This window comes from Pseudomonas sp. ICMP 8385, from assembly GCF_002699915.1.
Classification (GTDB): domain Bacteria; phylum Pseudomonadota; class Gammaproteobacteria; order Pseudomonadales; family Pseudomonadaceae; genus Aquipseudomonas; species Aquipseudomonas gessardii.
On sequence record NZ_LKBY01000102.1, the window covers coordinates 73,280 to 88,291 of the forward strand.

At 61.8% G+C, this 15,012-nt stretch carries 10 protein-coding genes and 2 pseudogenes; 3 read left to right on the forward strand and 9 right to left on the reverse strand.

All coding sequences use genetic code 11. From position 1 onward, the window contains the following. Positions 1–97 precede the first annotated feature (97 nt). The 3 genes and pseudogenes from AO268_RS33780 to AO268_RS15985 form a co-directional block, all read left to right on the forward strand. Positions 98–1,111: pseudogene (locus AO268_RS33780) on the forward strand (methyl-accepting chemotaxis protein); the annotation flags it as partial. Between the two features lie 198 nt (positions 1,112–1,309). Then, positions 1,310–2,014: a methyl-accepting chemotaxis protein gene (locus AO268_RS33785; RefSeq protein ID WP_373562142.1), complete on the forward strand. Its 705-nt coding sequence runs from the start codon at positions 1,310–1,312 to the stop codon at positions 2,012–2,014. Positions 2,015–2,201: 187 nt separating this feature from the next. Beyond that, positions 2,202–4,109, forward strand: coding sequence for a methyl-accepting chemotaxis protein (locus AO268_RS15985; RefSeq protein WP_176561378.1), 1,908 nt, complete (start codon positions 2,202–2,204; stop codon positions 4,107–4,109). Positions 4,110–4,124: 15 nt separating this feature from the next. On the opposite strand, the gene AO268_RS15990 is transcribed toward AO268_RS15985, so the two are convergent. The 9 genes and pseudogenes from AO268_RS15990 to hutG all read right to left on the reverse strand — a co-directional run bounded on the left by AO268_RS15990 (position 4,125) and on the right by hutG (position 15,012). Beyond that, on the reverse strand, positions 4,125–4,859 hold the full coding sequence (locus tag AO268_RS15990) for an amino acid ABC transporter ATP-binding protein (protein WP_038445359.1): 735 nt from the start codon (positions 4,857–4,859) through the stop codon (positions 4,125–4,127). Continuing rightward, positions 4,852–5,811, reverse strand: coding sequence for an amino acid ABC transporter permease (locus AO268_RS15995; RefSeq protein WP_076961697.1), 960 nt, complete (start codon positions 5,809–5,811; stop codon positions 4,852–4,854). Before AO268_RS15995 ends, AO268_RS15990 begins: the two co-directional genes overlap by 8 nt. Positions 5,812–5,934: 123 nt before the next feature. Continuing rightward, the gene (locus AO268_RS16000) at positions 5,935–6,732 is read right to left on the reverse strand and encodes a transporter substrate-binding domain-containing protein (RefSeq protein WP_076961696.1); all 798 of its coding nucleotides are present in this window, start codon (positions 6,730–6,732) and stop codon (positions 5,935–5,937) included. A 222-nt stretch (positions 6,733–6,954) separates the two neighbouring features. Further along, entirely contained in the window at positions 6,955–7,755 is an 801-nt protein-coding gene (locus AO268_RS16005) for a transporter substrate-binding domain-containing protein (protein WP_099169227.1), read from the reverse strand. A gap of 226 nt (positions 7,756–7,981) precedes the next feature. Further along, a pseudogene (gene mdoH, locus AO268_RS16010) lies at positions 7,982–10,554 on the reverse strand (glucans biosynthesis glucosyltransferase MdoH); the annotation flags it as partial. Then, positions 10,547–12,226, reverse strand: coding sequence for a glucan biosynthesis protein G (locus AO268_RS16015; RefSeq protein ID WP_169864002.1), 1,680 nt, complete (start codon positions 12,224–12,226; stop codon positions 10,547–10,549). The pseudogene mdoH and the gene AO268_RS16015, both read right to left, overlap by 8 nt. A 324-nt stretch (positions 12,227–12,550) precedes the next feature. Next, positions 12,551–12,988 carry a D-aminoacyl-tRNA deacylase gene (gene dtd / locus AO268_RS16020; RefSeq protein ID WP_076961692.1) on the reverse strand — a complete coding sequence of 146 codons (438 nt, stop codon included), beginning with the start codon at positions 12,986–12,988 and terminating at the stop codon, positions 12,551–12,553. Then, on the reverse strand, positions 12,985–13,956 hold the full coding sequence (gene pip / locus AO268_RS16025; RefSeq protein WP_076961691.1) for a prolyl aminopeptidase: 972 nt from the start codon (positions 13,954–13,956) through the stop codon (positions 12,985–12,987). Before pip ends, dtd begins: the two co-directional genes overlap by 4 nt. 255 nt (positions 13,957–14,211) lie before the next feature. Continuing rightward, complete coding sequence (hutG, locus tag AO268_RS16030; protein ID WP_099169228.1) at positions 14,212–15,012, reverse strand: N-formylglutamate deformylase; 801 nt, start codon at positions 15,010–15,012, stop codon at positions 14,212–14,214.

Sequence of the window (15,012 nt, forward strand, 5' to 3'; positions counted from 1 at the left end):
ACCACAGCTCCCACAAGTCTTTATGCCGCTACAGAATCGCGCTTGCATGCCGATAGCCTCAGGATAAGTCCAAGCCTTGTTCAGGGGAGTTCACCGCATGCACCGTTGGCTAGCTGAAAAACTGGGGAATGTAAGCGTCAATCGCAAGCTGAGCGCAGGCTTTGGCCTGGTCTTGGTCCTCACGCTCCTGATCACCTTCACCGGCTGGACGGGCCTGGGTGGCGTGATCAGCCGTGGCGACAAACTGGGCTTTATTGCCAGCCTCAATGAACTGACCAAAGACCTGCGCCAGGCCCGCCTGGACTATGAAATGCGCCGTGGCGAACAAGGCCCGGGGCTGGTCAACGAGCTGATGGACAAACTCGACAGCGGCCTGAAAACCGCGCGCAGCCAGCTCGAGCAACCGGCCGATATCGCCATCATCGATGAGCAGTTGGCCGCCGTTGCCAAGTATCGACAGGCCTTCAGCGCCATGGTCCAGGCCGGTGCCCACCGCGAAGATGCCCGCAGCAAACTGGGCGCTACCGCCGACAGTGCCGTCGTGCGTGTCTCGGAAATCGAAAAAACCCTGCTGCAAGGCGACAGCGTCACCCAGTTCAACAGCGTGGTCGAGCTGAGCAAGCTGATTCAGCAGGCACGCTTCCAGGTGCGCGGCTACACCTACAGTGCCAAAGCCGAGGCCGAGCAGCCGGCCCTGGACGCCATCAGCAATGCCCTGAAAAACCTCGACAGCCTACGCAGTCAACTACCGGAACAGTACGGCGCCAACCTGCTGGAAGCCAACGACGCCCTCAAGGCCTACCTCGCCGCCGTCAGTCAATTCCGCGACTCCCAAGTGGCCAGTGCGGCAGCCCTCAAGGCCATGGCCGAGCAAGGCGACCTGCTGTTTGACCGCAGCAAGAAACTCACCGCGTCGCAAACCGTGGTCCGCGACAACGATGCCACACAGGCCAAGCAACTGCTGATGCTGGCGACGGCCCTGGCCCTGGCTTTCGGCTTGTTCGCCGCCTGGGCGATTACCCGGCAGATCGTGATCCCCTTGAGCCAGACCCTCAAGGTCGCCGAACGTGTCGCCGCCGGTGACCTGAGCCACAACCTGGTCTCGCAACGCCAGGACGAACTGGGTCAACTGCAACGCGCCATGCAAAGCATGACCATGGGCCTGCGCGACCTGATCGGCGGGATCAGCGACGGCGTGACGCAAATCGCCAGCGCCGCCGAACAATTGTCGGCGGTTACCGAGCAGACCAGCGCCGGGGTCAACAACCAGAAGGTCGAGACTGACCAGGTCGCCACCGCGATGAACGAAATGGCGGCCACCGTGCAGGAAGTGGCGCGCAATGCCGAAGAAGCCTCGGAAGCCGCCGTCGCCGCCGACCAACAGGCCCGCGAAGGTGACCGGGTGGTTGGCGAAGCCATCGCCCAGATCGAGCGCCTGGCGGGCGAAGTCGGCAACTCCACCGAGGCCATGGGCCATCTCAAGCGCGAAAGCGACAAGATCGGCAGTGTGCTGGACGTGATCAAGTCTGTGGCCCAGCAAACCAACCTGCTGGCCCTTAACGCGGCCATTGAAGCGGCACGCGCCGGAGAAGCCGGCCGTGGCTTCGCGGTGGTGGCCGATGAGGTGCGCAGCCTGGCACAACGCACGCAAAAATCCACCGAGGAAATCGAAGAGCTGATCGTCGGCCTGCAAAGTGGCACCCAGCAGGTGGCGACCATCATGGACAACAGCCGCAGCCTTACCGACAGCAGCGTCGAGCTGACCCGACGGGCCGGCAATGCCCTGGAAAACATCACCCGCACGGTCTCGGCCATCCAGGCCATGAACCAACAGATCGCCACCGCCGCCGAACAACAGAGCGCCGTGGCCGAAGAGATCAACCGCAGCGTGCTGAATGTGCGCGATGTGTCCGAGCAGACCGCAGCGGCCAGCGAAGAAACCGCCGCTTCCAGTACCGAACTGGCGCGCCTGGGCACCCATCTGCAGGCCTTGGTGGGCCGCTTCCGGGTCTGAGGCCTGCCCTTCGCGGCGATCCGTCCGGGTCGCCGCTTGCAGCTTGTGAAATTTCCTACACGTTTTTCAGGCCTCCATCGCCACGCCCCGCGCCCAAGGGAACTAGCGTTCAAGAGGGTTCAATGTGCCCGCGCCCTTCGGCGCCCCGACACGTCGAACACCTTTGTTCACTTGCCGGAGGTTGGCCATGCTTCGTCGAATGACTCAACTGCTGGGTAACGCCAGCGTCACCCTCAAACTGGTCCTGGGTTTTGCCTTGGTGCTGGCCCTGAGCCTTGTGATTGCCCTGACCGGCTGGCAGGCCCTCGCCGCCTCCCTCTACCGCTCACAAACCCTGACCGTTCTCGCGCAACTGGCGGTTACCGGCGAAGAACTACGGGCCGACCGCATCGTTTATCGCACCCTGGACGACGAGGCCAGCCTCAACAAACTGAGCCTGTCCATCAAGAAGATCGATGGGTATCTGGCCGAGCTTTCAAACCGCCTCAAAGTGCCAACGTCCCAGGAGTACTTGCGCAACATGACGGGCTTTTCCGAGCGCTTCAAAACCACGCTCAAGGATGTGCCTGCGCTGGTCAAACAACGGGAAACCGCCCGTGAGCAGTTGAAACAAAGCTCGGTGCGCACCAGCGACGTCCTGGCACAAGTAGCCAGCGACCTGCCGGACCAGGAAGACGAAAAAGCCCTCGATACCGTCGAAGGGCTGCGCCTGGCGATCGAACAGGCCGAAGACCGCGCCCTGAGCCCGGCCTGGGCGGCCAGCAGCCTGGATGCCTATGCCCAGGCCGTCAGCGATGCCGAACGCAGCCTCGAACTGGCCCAGGCGGCCGTGGAGAAGCTGCCCGTGGACAGCAGCGCCTTGAAAAATGCCGTGCTCAGCATCCGCACTCACCTGACACGCCTGCGGGACACCCAGCTGACGACCGAGGCCGCGCAAAACCAGCTGGAGCAACTGTTGGACCAACTGCTGGTACAAAGTGACTTGCTCAGCCAGGACCAGACCCAGCGCCGCGACCGGGAAGCCGAACAGGCTCGCACCCAGACCCTGGCCATTACCGGGGCCGCCTTGCTCTTCGGCGCCCTGGCCGCCTGGATCATCGCCGGGCAGATCGTCAAGCCACTGCGCAGGGCCCTGGCCGTGGCCAATCGCATTGCCGAGGGCGACCTGAGCCACGATGTACAGACCCGTCGCAAGGATGAACTAGGCCAGTTGCAATGCAGCATGGCGCAAATGACCCTCAACCTGCGGGGGCTGATTGGCAGCATCAGCGACAATGCCCGGCAGATCGCCAGCGCCGCCGAGGAACTGTCGGCCGTCACCGAGCAAACCCGGGCGGGCGTCAACAATCAGCGCGACGAAACCGAGCAGGTGGCAACCGCCATGAACCAGATGCTCGCCACCGCCCAGGAAGTCGCCCGGCATGCCGAACAGGCCTCGATTGCCGCCAACCAGGCCAATCAACAGACCGAACTGGGCGACCAGGTGGTGACGGACGCGGTGGCGCACATTGAACACCTGGCCCACGAGATGGCGCGCTCAAGCCAGGCGATGCTGGCCCTGCAACGGGAAAGCCAGAAGATCGGCAGCGTGCTGGAGGTGATCAAGTCGGTGTCCCAGCAGACCAACCTGCTGGCGCTCAATGCGGCAATCGAAGCCGCACGCGCCGGGGAGGCCGGCCAAGGGTTTGCAGTGGTGGCCGACGAAGTGCGCAGCCTGGCCCAGCGCACCCAGCAGTCCGCCGAGGAAATCGAAGAGTTGATTGGCGGTTTGCATCACGGCACGCAACAGGTCGCCGACGTCATGGACAACAGCCGCACCCTGACTGATCGCAGCGTGGGCCTGACCCGCAACGCTGGCGACGCGTTGACGGAAATCGCACGCACCGTGCTGGTCATCCAGGAAATGAACCCACAGATCGCCGCTGCCGCCGAAGAGCAAAGCGCGGTGGCCGAGGAAATCAATCGCAGCGTGTTGAAAGTCAGGGATGTGTCGGAACAAACCGCCGCCGCCAGCGAACAGACGGCAGCGGCCAGCATTGAATTGGCACGACTGGGGAGCAATCTTCAGAAGTACGTGGGCAAGTTCAAGGTATGAACCTGCCCCCGTGCCTTACAGAACCTGGCGCAGGAACGCCTGTGCCCGTGGGTCCTTCGGCGCATCGAAGAACTGCGCGGGCGCAGCGTCTTCCAGCAGCTTGCCGTGATCGAAGAACAACACGCGGTCCGCCACTTCCCGGGCAAAGCCCATTTCGTGGGTCACACAGACCATGGTCATGCCTTCCAGGGCCAGGGTCTTCATCACGTCCAGCACTTCACCGACCATTTCCGGGTCCAGCGCCGAGGTGGGCTCGTCAAACAGCATGACCTTGGGCTCCATGGCCAAGGCCCGGGCAATCGCCACCCGCTGTTGCTGGCCGCCGGAAAGCCGCGAGGGGAACTCGTTTGCTTTCTGTGCAATGCCGACCTTTTCCAGCAAGGCCAGGGCCTTGGCCTCGCGCTCCTTCTTGCCGCGCTTGCGCACGACCTTCTGCGCCAGGCACAGGTTTTCCAGCACGGTCATGTGCGGGAACAGGTTGAAGTGCTGGAACACCATGCCGACTTCCCGGCGATAGGCGTTCACATCGGTCTTGGGGTCGGCCAGTTGCAGGCCGTCGATGCTCACCGAGCCCGAATCGAACGCTTCCAGGCCATTGAGGCAGCGCAGGAACGTCGATTTGCCGGAACCGGACGGGCCGATCACTACCAGCACTTCGCCCTTGGCCACCTGGGTGGTGACGTGATCCACCGCGCGCACCACATGCCCACGGGTATCGAAGACTTTTACCAGATCGCGCACTTCAATCACTTTGGGCGAGCCTCCGCTCAAGCCGGCTGGCCATTTTCGACAGCGGCAGGTTGATCAGCAGGTACAGGCCTGCAACACAGAACAGGATTTCAAACGGCGAGAACGAGGTGGTGATGACCTCGCGACCGCTCTTGAGCAGTTCGGTAATGGCGATCACCGAGACCAGCGAGGTGTCCTTGACCAGGCTGATAAATTGCCCGGCCAACGGCGGCAGCACGCGCTTGAACGCCTGCGGCAGTACCACGTGGCGCATCGACTGGCTGGCGCTCAGGCCCAGGGAACGGGCCGCTTCGCCCTGGCCACGGGCAATCGACTGCACGCCAGCGCGGACAATTTCTGCCACATAAGCACCGGTAAACAGCGACAGCGCGGCGATGCCGGCAAACTCCCGCGACAGGTTCAGCACCGTGCCGATAAAGAAGTAGAAAATGAAGATCTGTACCAATAACGGCGTGCCGCGCACCAGTTCGACGTAAATCGTCGATAGATCGCGCAAGGTCGGGTTATTCGACAAACGACACAGGCCGGTCGCCAGGCCGATGAACAGGCCCAATACCCCCGAGACCAGCGACAGCCACAGGGTGGTCCACAAACCCCACATCAACGGGCCCAGCGCCCAGTGCCGGGTCACCCCGATCACATCGCCCTCGGCCACATCGTCGCCACGGGCCACTTGCAGGCTGTTGTCGGCAACGCTCAGGTGCTGTTCGACACCGGCATCGTTACGCAGGGTGACTTGCGCCACATCGCCCTGGCGCACCAATTCGACCACCGTGGAAATATCCGCCGCTCGCTTGGATTCCTCAGCCTGGTAGGCGAAGTATTGCGGCACGCGGTTCCAGCGCCATTCGTAGGACATCAGCGAGGTGGCGTAGTACAACGCGCCGGCCATGCCGACCAGCACCAGCACGGTCAGCAGGTGCCAGGGCCATTGGGCTTTTTTCTGTTTCATTGCGGGTTCCGGGATGTGTATCGGCTGTCAGGCCGCCATCGCGGGCAAGCCCGCTCCCACACTGGAATGCATTCCAAATGTGGGAGCGGGCTTGCCCGCGATGGGCGCGACGCGGTTTCTAGCTTATTCCATGTCCTTGAGCCACTCGGAGCTCTTGAACCACTTGTCATGGATGCGATCGTAGGTGCCGTCGTTGCGGATCTGGTGCAGGAAGTTGTTGATGAAGTTGATGCTGTCGTAGTCGCCCTTCTTCAGACCGAATGCCAGAGGCTCGTAGGTGAAGGGTTCTTCGAGGTACACCAGCTTGCCATTGCCGACTTTTTTCTCGGCCACCACGTTGTACGGCGCGTCGTAGACAAAGGCGTCGGCCTTGCCGTTGACCACGTCGAGCACACCTTCCTGCTCGTTGTCGTAGCCGTGGTACTTGGCCTTGGAGATCAGCTTCTTGGCCACCATCTCGCCAGTGGTGCCGAGCTTGGAGGTCAGGCGGTACTTCTCGTCATTCAGGTCTTTGTAGGACTTGATGGTGCCTTCCAGTTCCTTGCGGATCAGCAGGGTCTGGCCCACCACGATGAAGGGTTCGCTGAAGTTCAGGCGCAGGTTGCGCTCCTGGGTCAGGGTCATGCCGCTGCCGATCATGTCGAACTTGCCGGTGAGGAAGGCCGGGATGATGCCGTCGTAACCGGTGGAGACCAGCTCCAGCTTGACCCCCATGGACTTGGCCAGCGCCTTGAGCAGGTCGACTTCAAAACCAATGATTTCGCCGCGCTTGTTGGTCATCTCGAACGGCATGTAGGTCGGATCCATGCCGACTTTCAAGGTGCCGCGCTTGACCGCTTCGTCAATCGCCCCGGCCTGGGCCGTATTGACTGCCAACAGGGCCGTCACGCCGAGCATCAGCATCGATAGATACTTTTTCATCACCAAGTCCCCTGACTCATTTTATTTTGATGCAGACCTTCGCAGGGCTGCACTGTTTCTTCGGGGAGCGATGCTAACCCACTCGCCCACCGGCACAAAGGTCCAGCCGGGATTTGTTGGTGGATATGACAGAAAAACCCCACAAAAACCCAGAGAAAAGCACGATTAGACGGTTCGCCGCGCAAGCGCCTGCCCAGTGAGTTATGTAAGCAGGTGTGACCATCATTCGATCTCTGATAGCCAGTCGGTATCCCGGAACCACTTGTCATGCAGCCGATCGTAGGTGCCGTCCTGGGCAACCTGACTAAGGAAGTGATTGATCCAGTTCAGGCTGTCGTAATCGCCCTTCGGCACGCCAAACGCCAGGGGTTCATAGGTGAAGGGTTGCTCCAGGGCCAGCAGCTCGCGGTTTTGCGGCTTGGCCAGGGCAATCAGGTTATAGGGCGCGTCATGAATAAAAGCATCCACCTCGCCACTGACCACCCGGCGCACCCCTTCCTCGGCCGTGGCAAAGCTATACAGCTGTGCAGCTCCCAGGAAGCGCCGCGCCGCCGCTTCGCCCGTGGTGCCGTGTGCAGCGGCTATCCGATAGCCGGCTTCGTTCAAGTCTTCAATGCTGCCGACCTTGCCGGCCAGGCGCGGGTGCAGCAGGACGGTCTGGCCGACAATGATGAATGAATCGCTGAAATTGAGCTTGAGGTTGCGCTCCTGAGTCACGGTCATGCCACTGCCGATCATGTCGAAGCGGCCGGCCAACAGGCCCGGGATCAGCTCGGTATAGGCCACCGGGACCCATTCCAGGGTCACCCCCAGGGCATTGCTCATTTCTTCGAGCAGGTCGGCTTCAAAGCCGATGACACGCCCCTGTTTGTCGGTCATTTCAAAGGGCACGTAGTTGGGGTCGGTCCCCACTTTCAAGACCCCGCGCCGCACAGCTTCATCGATGGCACCTGCATGCGCCAGCTGGATGTGAAGCAGCGCGGCGATGCCCAGCAACAGTACCGGCCAGTTACCCTTGATCATGAAAATCCCCTTTTTCATTAAGCAGCCGCGTACCGGGCGTTGCGGGTTCAGCGCAAACCAGAGGCGGTCGAGTCAGATTTTGGGGGCGATCCTAACCCACTGGCAGGCACGGCAATACGCCTTGAACCGGGGTCTTTTGTATCGAAGTTAGAAGGACGGGGCACAAGCGCCAAGCGCTGTAGGACGGGCGTATCAAGCGCCCCCGAAAAAATCCCGGGGGCGTCTGAATTAGGCTGGCTGAGCCTGGGATGACAGCGGTTTGAGCGGCAGCAACGGCGCATGCGGGTCGGCCTTGACCGACTCGCGCCAGGCACCCAGCCATTCGGCATGCCCTTCGCTCCAGACTTGCTCATGCAGGCGGCCCAGGGCCACCGGGTCGCTGAGCAAGGCCACACGCTCGTTGTTATTCAGGCCAGCAGGGCCGACCTTCAACGCATGCCGCACACGCTCGGTACGCAGCCACTCGATCGGCTCCGCCTGGCCATGGCGGGAGGTTGCCAGGGCGCAGGCCAGGGCGTTCTGCTGCGGATCGACCACTGCCCGCACAAAACCATCATGCAGTGCATGCCAGCGGTTTTCGTGGGTGTAGAGGTCGGTCGACAGCAGCGCCTGCGGCGGGTTGTATTCCTCGGGGATCAGGAACAGGCTCTCGTCACGGGACTTGAGGCCCAGCTTGACCCGGCTGGAGATCACCGAGACCGGGATCGACAGCATCAGCGAACCGACAATCGGCACCAGCCACCACAGGAAGCTTGGGTTCAACCACACCACCAGCAGGGCCCAGAAGAAGCCCAGCAAGGTCTGCGGGCCGTGGCGCTTGACCGCCTCGCTCCAGGGCGTGGAGTCATCGTCACGTTGCGGCGAGTTCCAGGTCGCGGCCCAGCCGAGGAACGCGGCGAGCACGAAGCGGGTGTGGAAGATCATCCGCACCGGTGCCAGCAGCACGGAGAACAGCATCTCCAGGAGCATCGACAAGGTCACCTTGAACTTGCCGCCGAACTCTTTCGCGCCCTTGGCCCAGATCAGGATGATGCTCAGCAGCTTGGGCAGGAACAGCAGCACGATGGTGGTGGAGAACAGGGCCACCGCCTAGTCCGGGTGCCATTGCGGCCACAGCGGGTACAACTGGCGTGGCGCCATGAAGTACTGCGGCTCCATCAGGGTGTTGACCGCCAGCAGGGCCGTGGACAGCACCAGGAACAGGAACCACAACGGCGCCGACAGGTACGACATCACGCCCGTGAGGAACACCGCACGGTGCACCGGGTGCATGCCCTTGACCAGGAACAGGCGGAAGTTCATCAGGTTACCGTGGCACCAGCGACGGTCACGCTTGAGCTCGTCGAGCAAGTTCGGCGGCAGTTCTTCATAGCTGCCGGGCAAGTCGTAGGCAATCCACACGCCCCAGCCGGCGCGGCGCATCAGCGCGGCTTCAACAAAGTCGTGGGACAGGATGGAGCCGGCGAACGCACCTTTACCCGGCAATGGCGCCAGGGCGCAGTGCTCGATAAACGGCTTCATGCGGATGATCGCGTTGTGACCCCAGTAGTGGGATTCGCCCAACTGCCAGAAGTGCAGGCCGGCGGTGAACAGCGGGCCGTAGACGCGGGTGGCGAACTGCTGCATGCGTGCATACAGGGTATCCATGCCCGAGGCCCGTGGCGCGGTCTGGATGATCCCGGCGTCCGGCGTGGCTTCCATCAGGCGTACCAGGCTGGTCAGGCATTCGCCGCTCATCACGCTGTCGGCGTCCAGGACCACCATGTACTTGTAGTCACCGCCCCAGCGCCGGCAGAAGTCGTCGAGGTTGCCGCTCTTGCGTTTGACGCGACGGCGACGGCGGCGATAGAAGATCTTGCCAAAGCCACCGGCCTCGCGGCACACGTCGAGCCAGGCTTGCTGTTCGGCGATGCAGATATCGGCGTCGTTGCTGTCGCTGAGCACGAAGAAGTCGAAACGATCCAGGTCGCCGGTGGCGGCCACCGACTCAAAGGTCGCACGCAGGCCGGCAAATACCCGGGGCACGTCTTCGTTGCAGATCGGCATCACCAGCGCAGTACGGGCCTCTTTCGGGATCGGCTCGTCGCCGGCGCTTTTCCCGGAGATCCGGTACTTGTCGTGACCGGTGAGCAGTTCGAGGAAGCCCATCAGCGCCGTCCAGAACCCTGCCGACACCCAGCAGAACAGAATCCCGAACATGATCAGGATGCTGGTTTGCAGGGCGTATGGCAGTACCTGGGTAGCGGTTTGCAGCAGGGTCTGGTTGCGGATTTCGTCAAAGTCGACGAGGGACCAGCCCTGGTAAGGCATGATGCCTTTCATGTACCAGCCGGCCACAATCGTCTGGCCGAGCATCAGCACCAGCAGGATATAGCGGCGGATCGAACCGACGGTGCGCCAGCGCGCAGCCGGCAGCACGCGCTCGTCTTTGGGCGGTGCCGGCGGGTTGCTGCGGCCGGTGAGCCGGCGCCAGCCACGCACCAGGATATTGGTGCGCCAAGGCTCGGGCACCACCTTGGTACGCCGGATCGGCGGCGTGGCCTTGAGGCACACCCGGCCGCTGGCGTCGAGCACCAGCATCTCGGCGTCTTCTAGCTCCTCGGCTGTGTTGAGGGTCAGCCGGCGGCCAACCGACGCCTGCGCGGCGTCCACTGGCGCGTCAAAGGTCGACGACGACAGGCGCTCGTGCAGTTCAGAGAAGGACTTGCAGCCCGCCAGTTCGGCGCGCTGCTCATCGGTCATCGGAAGGTGCGCCAGGTACTCGGCAAGCGTCTCTGGCTGGACTTGAGAGTTACTCATCGGCAGGCAACTGATTGCTCCAGGTTTCGGTCAGGACTTGTTCTGTCTTGACCGGCTCCGGGGTGGCTGGGGCAGCTTCTGGCTGCTGGGTTTCCTTGTCCTTGGCGTCTTTCTTGGCGTGTTTCTCGTGTTGCTTGGCCAGGACTTTGTCAGCCTTCAGGACTTGGGTGGAAACCTGCTCTGGCTCAGGCTTGACGATATCCTGGACCAGGGCCGCACGCATTTCGGTCGGTTTGCCTGCATCCTTGATCTTCAGGCGCAGGGTCAGGCGCCAGCCTTTGGTGTGCGGGTTGTAGCGCACGCTGTTTTCCACAACTTCGCCGTTATCGCCGACGCTGACCTGGCTGCGCACGGCCGCATCGGGCTTCAGGGCCTTGAGGGACGGGCCCTCGAAGTCCACCAGGTAGGCCACACTGCCGTCTGGCTGGCGGATCAGGTTGGACTGTTTCACATCACCGGTAGAACGCAGGGTCTGCTTGACCCAGGCACTGTCCGGCGAGTGGAACGGTGCGTCATTGAGAGTCCAGTGCAGGCGGTAGGCGATATCCAGCGGCTCGCCGGGCTTGGGCAGTTCGGCCGGGCTCCAGAAGGCAACGATGTTATCGTTGGTTTCATCGGCGGTCGGAATCTCTACCAGGTCGACCGAACCCTTGCCCCAGTCGCCTTCAGGCTCGATCCAGGCGCTTGGGCGCTTGTCGTAGTTGTCGTCGAGGTCTTCGTACTGGCTGAAGTTGCGACCACGCTGCAACAGGCCGAAACCACGCGGGTTTTCTACCGAGAAGTTGCTGACCGACAGGTGTTTTGGGTTGTTCAGCGGGCGCCAGATCCACTCGCCGTTGCCGGCATGGATCGACAGGCCGCTGGAATCGTGCAGTTCACGCCGGTAGTTGAGGACCTTGGACGGCTGGTTGGCGCCGAACAGGAACATGCTGGTCAGCGGGGCAACGCCCAGCTTGCTGACCTTGTCGCGCAGGAACATCTGCGACTTGACGTCGACAATGGTGTCGGTGCCCGGGCGCAGGATCAGGCGATAGGCGCCAGTGGCCCGTGGCGAATCCAGCAGGGCAAAGATCACCAGGTGCTTGTCGCCCGGCTTTGGACGCTCGATCCAGAACTCGGTGAAACGCGGGAACTCTTCGCCGGACGGCAGCGCGGTATCGATCGCCATGCCACGGGCGGACAGGCCATAGACCTGGTCCTTGCCCACGACGCGGAAATAGCTGGCGCCGAGCATGGTCATGATTTCGTCTTGCTTGTCGTCCTTGTTGATCGGGTACAGCACGCGAAAGCCGGCATAACCCAGCTGTTCGGTGGCTTTGGGATCAAACTTGACGTCGCCGAAATCGAAGCGCGTCGGGTCGTACTTGATCTCCTGGACGTCGGTGGCGGTGACTTCGTTGATTTTCACCGGCGTGTCGAAGTGCATGCCCTGGTGATAGAAGGACAACTTGAACGGGGTTTTCTGCTCGGCCCACTCGGCTTTTTCATTGCGGAAACGAATTTTCTGGTAGTCAGCGAACTTCATTTCGCGGAATTCGTTCGGCAGATTGCTGCGCGGGGCTTCGTATTTCTGCCCGGCCAGCTCTTTTGCCTTGGCCGACACATCATCCAGACTGAATGCCCACAGTTGACCCGCGCCGAACAGGCAAAACAGGGCAGAGCCCGTTACCAGTGCGTTTCGTAACCGTTTGGCAGACAATTTTGGTGCATTACAGGGACTAACAATCACGAGCAACCCTCGCCGAAAACAGATCAAAAAACCAACGGCCAGCTATCTATATGCCAGGTTGGCGAGCATTGTTCCGACTCCGATGGGGCTAAATGATTCCCCATGAGCGAGCGGACAAGTCTCTACCTAAGTCAAAAATGGATCAATTTACGCTGATCCCCGTAGCGCGCGATTATCTAGTAGCCGGTGAGATAACGCAGCAGGGGCAGCAAAGTATTTGTAGCGAAAACTTGCGTTTTTGCGCATTAAAAGTCGTTTTTCATACAATCAGGTCTGTAAAAGGAAGGTGACCGGCCCATCGTTGACCAGATGCACCTGCATATCCGCGCCAAAACGCCCCGATGCCACCGTGCCATGCAATTGTTGCGCTTTTGACAACAAGTGCTCGAAAAGCGCCTCGCCCAACGCCGGAGGCGCCGCTGTGGAGAAGCTGGGGCGCAGGCCACTCTTGGTATCGGCCGCCAGGGTGAACTGGGACACCAGCAGCAAACCACCGCCAATGTCCTTCAGCGACAGGTTCATCTTGCCCTCGTCGTCACTGAACACCCGATAGTTAAGCAGCTTATGCAACAACTTGTCGGCACTGGCCGCTGTATCTGAAGGCTCGACGGCCACCAGTACCAGCAAACCCTGGTCTATCGCGCCCACCACATGCCCCGCCACCTCGACCCGGGCGCCACGCACCCGTTGTAAAAGGCCCTTCATGCTTCTTCAGGCGGCAAATCAAGCAGGCGTCGTGCCATCTGGCCCGCCGCCCGCACCAGCGCATCGGTGATGCCCGGCTCGGAAGCCGCGTGGCCCGCCTCGCGGATCACCTGCAGCTCACTGTTCGGCCAGGCCTGGTGCAGCTCCCAGGCATTGTCCAGGGGGCAGATCATATCGTAGCGGCCATGCACGATGATGCCAGGCAGATGGGCGATCTTGTGCATGTCGCGAATCAGTTGGTTGGGCTCCAGGAACGAGTTGTTGGTGAAGTAGTGGCACTCGATGCGCGCAATCGACAAGGCGCGTTGTGGCTCGGAGAAGCGCTCGATCAACTGCGGGCTGGGGCACAGGCCGAGCATGCGCCCTTCCCAGGTGGACCAGGCCTTGGCGGCATGCATCTGGGCTATCTGGTCGTTGCCGGTCAGGCGCTTGTGGTAGGCGCTGATCATGTCGTGGCGCTCATCCTGGGGGATCGGCGCGATGTAATCCTGCCAGTAGTCGGGGAACAGGCGGCTGGCGCCGGCCTGGTAGAACCACTGGATATCCTGGGGGCGGGCCAGGAAGATCCCGCGCACGATCAGGCCATGTACACGGTCGGGGTGGGTTTGCGCATAGGCCAGGGCCAGGGTCGAACCCCAGGAACCGCCGAACAGCACCCATTTGTCGATACCCAGGTGCTCGCGGATCCGCTCAAGGTCGGCCACCAGGTCCCAGGTGGTGTTGTTTTCCAGGCTGGCCCGCGGGGTGGAACGCCCGCAGCCGCGCTGGTCAAAGGTGACAATGCGGTACAGGTTCGGATCGAAATAGCAGCGACTGTTGGCATCACATCCGGCGCCGGGGCCGCCATGGATGAAGACCACGGGCAAACCTTGCGGGGAACCACTTTCGTCGACATACAGCGTGTGGGTTTCATCGACGGCCAGATCGTGCCGGGCGTAGGGTTTGATCTGCGGGAACAAAGTCTGCATTGCGCGCTCCGTAAGGGGTCGGTTCCATCCCCGGGGGGACGTCTATTATTTTGCCGTCTGGCATCATAAACCCGAATTGTGCAATGAGCATGTCCTTGAGGTCTTAGACCTGTGTCAGCGATCCGCCAGGAAGGTTCACGCAACCCAGTGTGGGAGCCGGCCTGCTCACGATAGCGGTGTGTCAGTCAATATATTCGGCGACTGAAGCACCGCTATCGCGGGCAAGCCCGCTCCCACAGTTTGAGCTTCGTTGACTCAGGTGTAGTGCTTCTGGCCCCACGCCAAGAACCCTTCCAACAACTGCCTCAACACCACCCGCGTCGGCTCGGCCAGATCCTGCCGATACCTGAACGGTTCAAACTCTTCCATATATGTGCACTGCCCCAACTCCAGCTGCACCGCATGAATATCCTGCGCCGGGTTGCCGTAGTGCCGGGTGATGTGCCCGCCCTTGAAGCGCCCGTTCAGCACATGGCTGTACTGCGGGTGCGCCGCGCAAATGGCCTCCAACTGGCTGGCCAACCCAGGATCGCAGGCGGCGCCGTTGAAAGTGCCGAGGTTAAAGTCCGGCAGCTTGCCATCGAACAGGTGCGGGATCACCGAGCGGATCGAGTGGGCGTCGAACAGCAGCGCATAGCCGAACTCGGCCTTGAGCCGCGCCAGTTCGTTTTGCAGGGTCTGGTGATAGGGCGTCCAGATCTGCTCCAGATAGCTCGCCCGCTCCTCTTTCGACGGCTCCTTGCCTTCGATAAACAACGGCACCCCATCAAACAGCGTCGCTGGAAACAGGCCGGTGGTCGCACCGACATACAGCGGCTTATCGTCAGCTGGCCGGTTCAGGTCGATCACAAACCGCGAATACTCGGCCGCCAGGGTACTGGCCCCCAGTTCCTGGGCAAAGTCGTACAGCGTGGGGATATGCCAGTCGGTATCCGGCAGGCTTTGCGCCTCGGGGATCAGGCCCGCTGCAACCGCAGGCGTCAGGCGCAGGCCGGCATGGGGCATGCTGATCAGCAGCGGCGTGCTGCCTTGCTTGAAGTTCAGAACCTTGTCCAC

What these genes read in the sequence shown, in the direction of transcription:
- AO268_RS33785 (WP_373562142.1), top strand. Translation starts at nt 1,310, where the DNA reads ATGGCGGCCACCGTGCAGGAAGTGGCGCGCAATGCCGAAGAAGCCTCG.
- AO268_RS15985 (WP_176561378.1), top strand. Translation starts at nt 2,202, where the DNA reads ATGCTTCGTCGAATGACTCAACTGCTGGGTAACGCCAGCGTCACCCTC.
- AO268_RS15995 (WP_076961697.1), bottom strand. Translation starts at nt 5,811, where the DNA reads ATGAAACAGAAAAAAGCCCAATGGCCCTGGCACCTGCTGACCGTGCTG.
- AO268_RS16000 (WP_076961696.1), bottom strand. Translation starts at nt 6,732, where the DNA reads ATGAAAAAGTATCTATCGATGCTGATGCTCGGCGTGACGGCCCTGTTG.
- AO268_RS16005 (WP_099169227.1), bottom strand. Translation starts at nt 7,755, where the DNA reads ATGATCAAGGGTAACTGGCCGGTACTGTTGCTGGGCATCGCCGCGCTG.
- dtd (WP_076961692.1), bottom strand. Translation starts at nt 12,988, where the DNA reads ATGAAGGGCCTTTTACAACGGGTGCGTGGCGCCCGGGTCGAGGTGGCG.
- pip (WP_076961691.1), bottom strand. Translation starts at nt 13,956, where the DNA reads ATGCAGACTTTGTTCCCGCAGATCAAACCCTACGCCCGGCACGATCTG.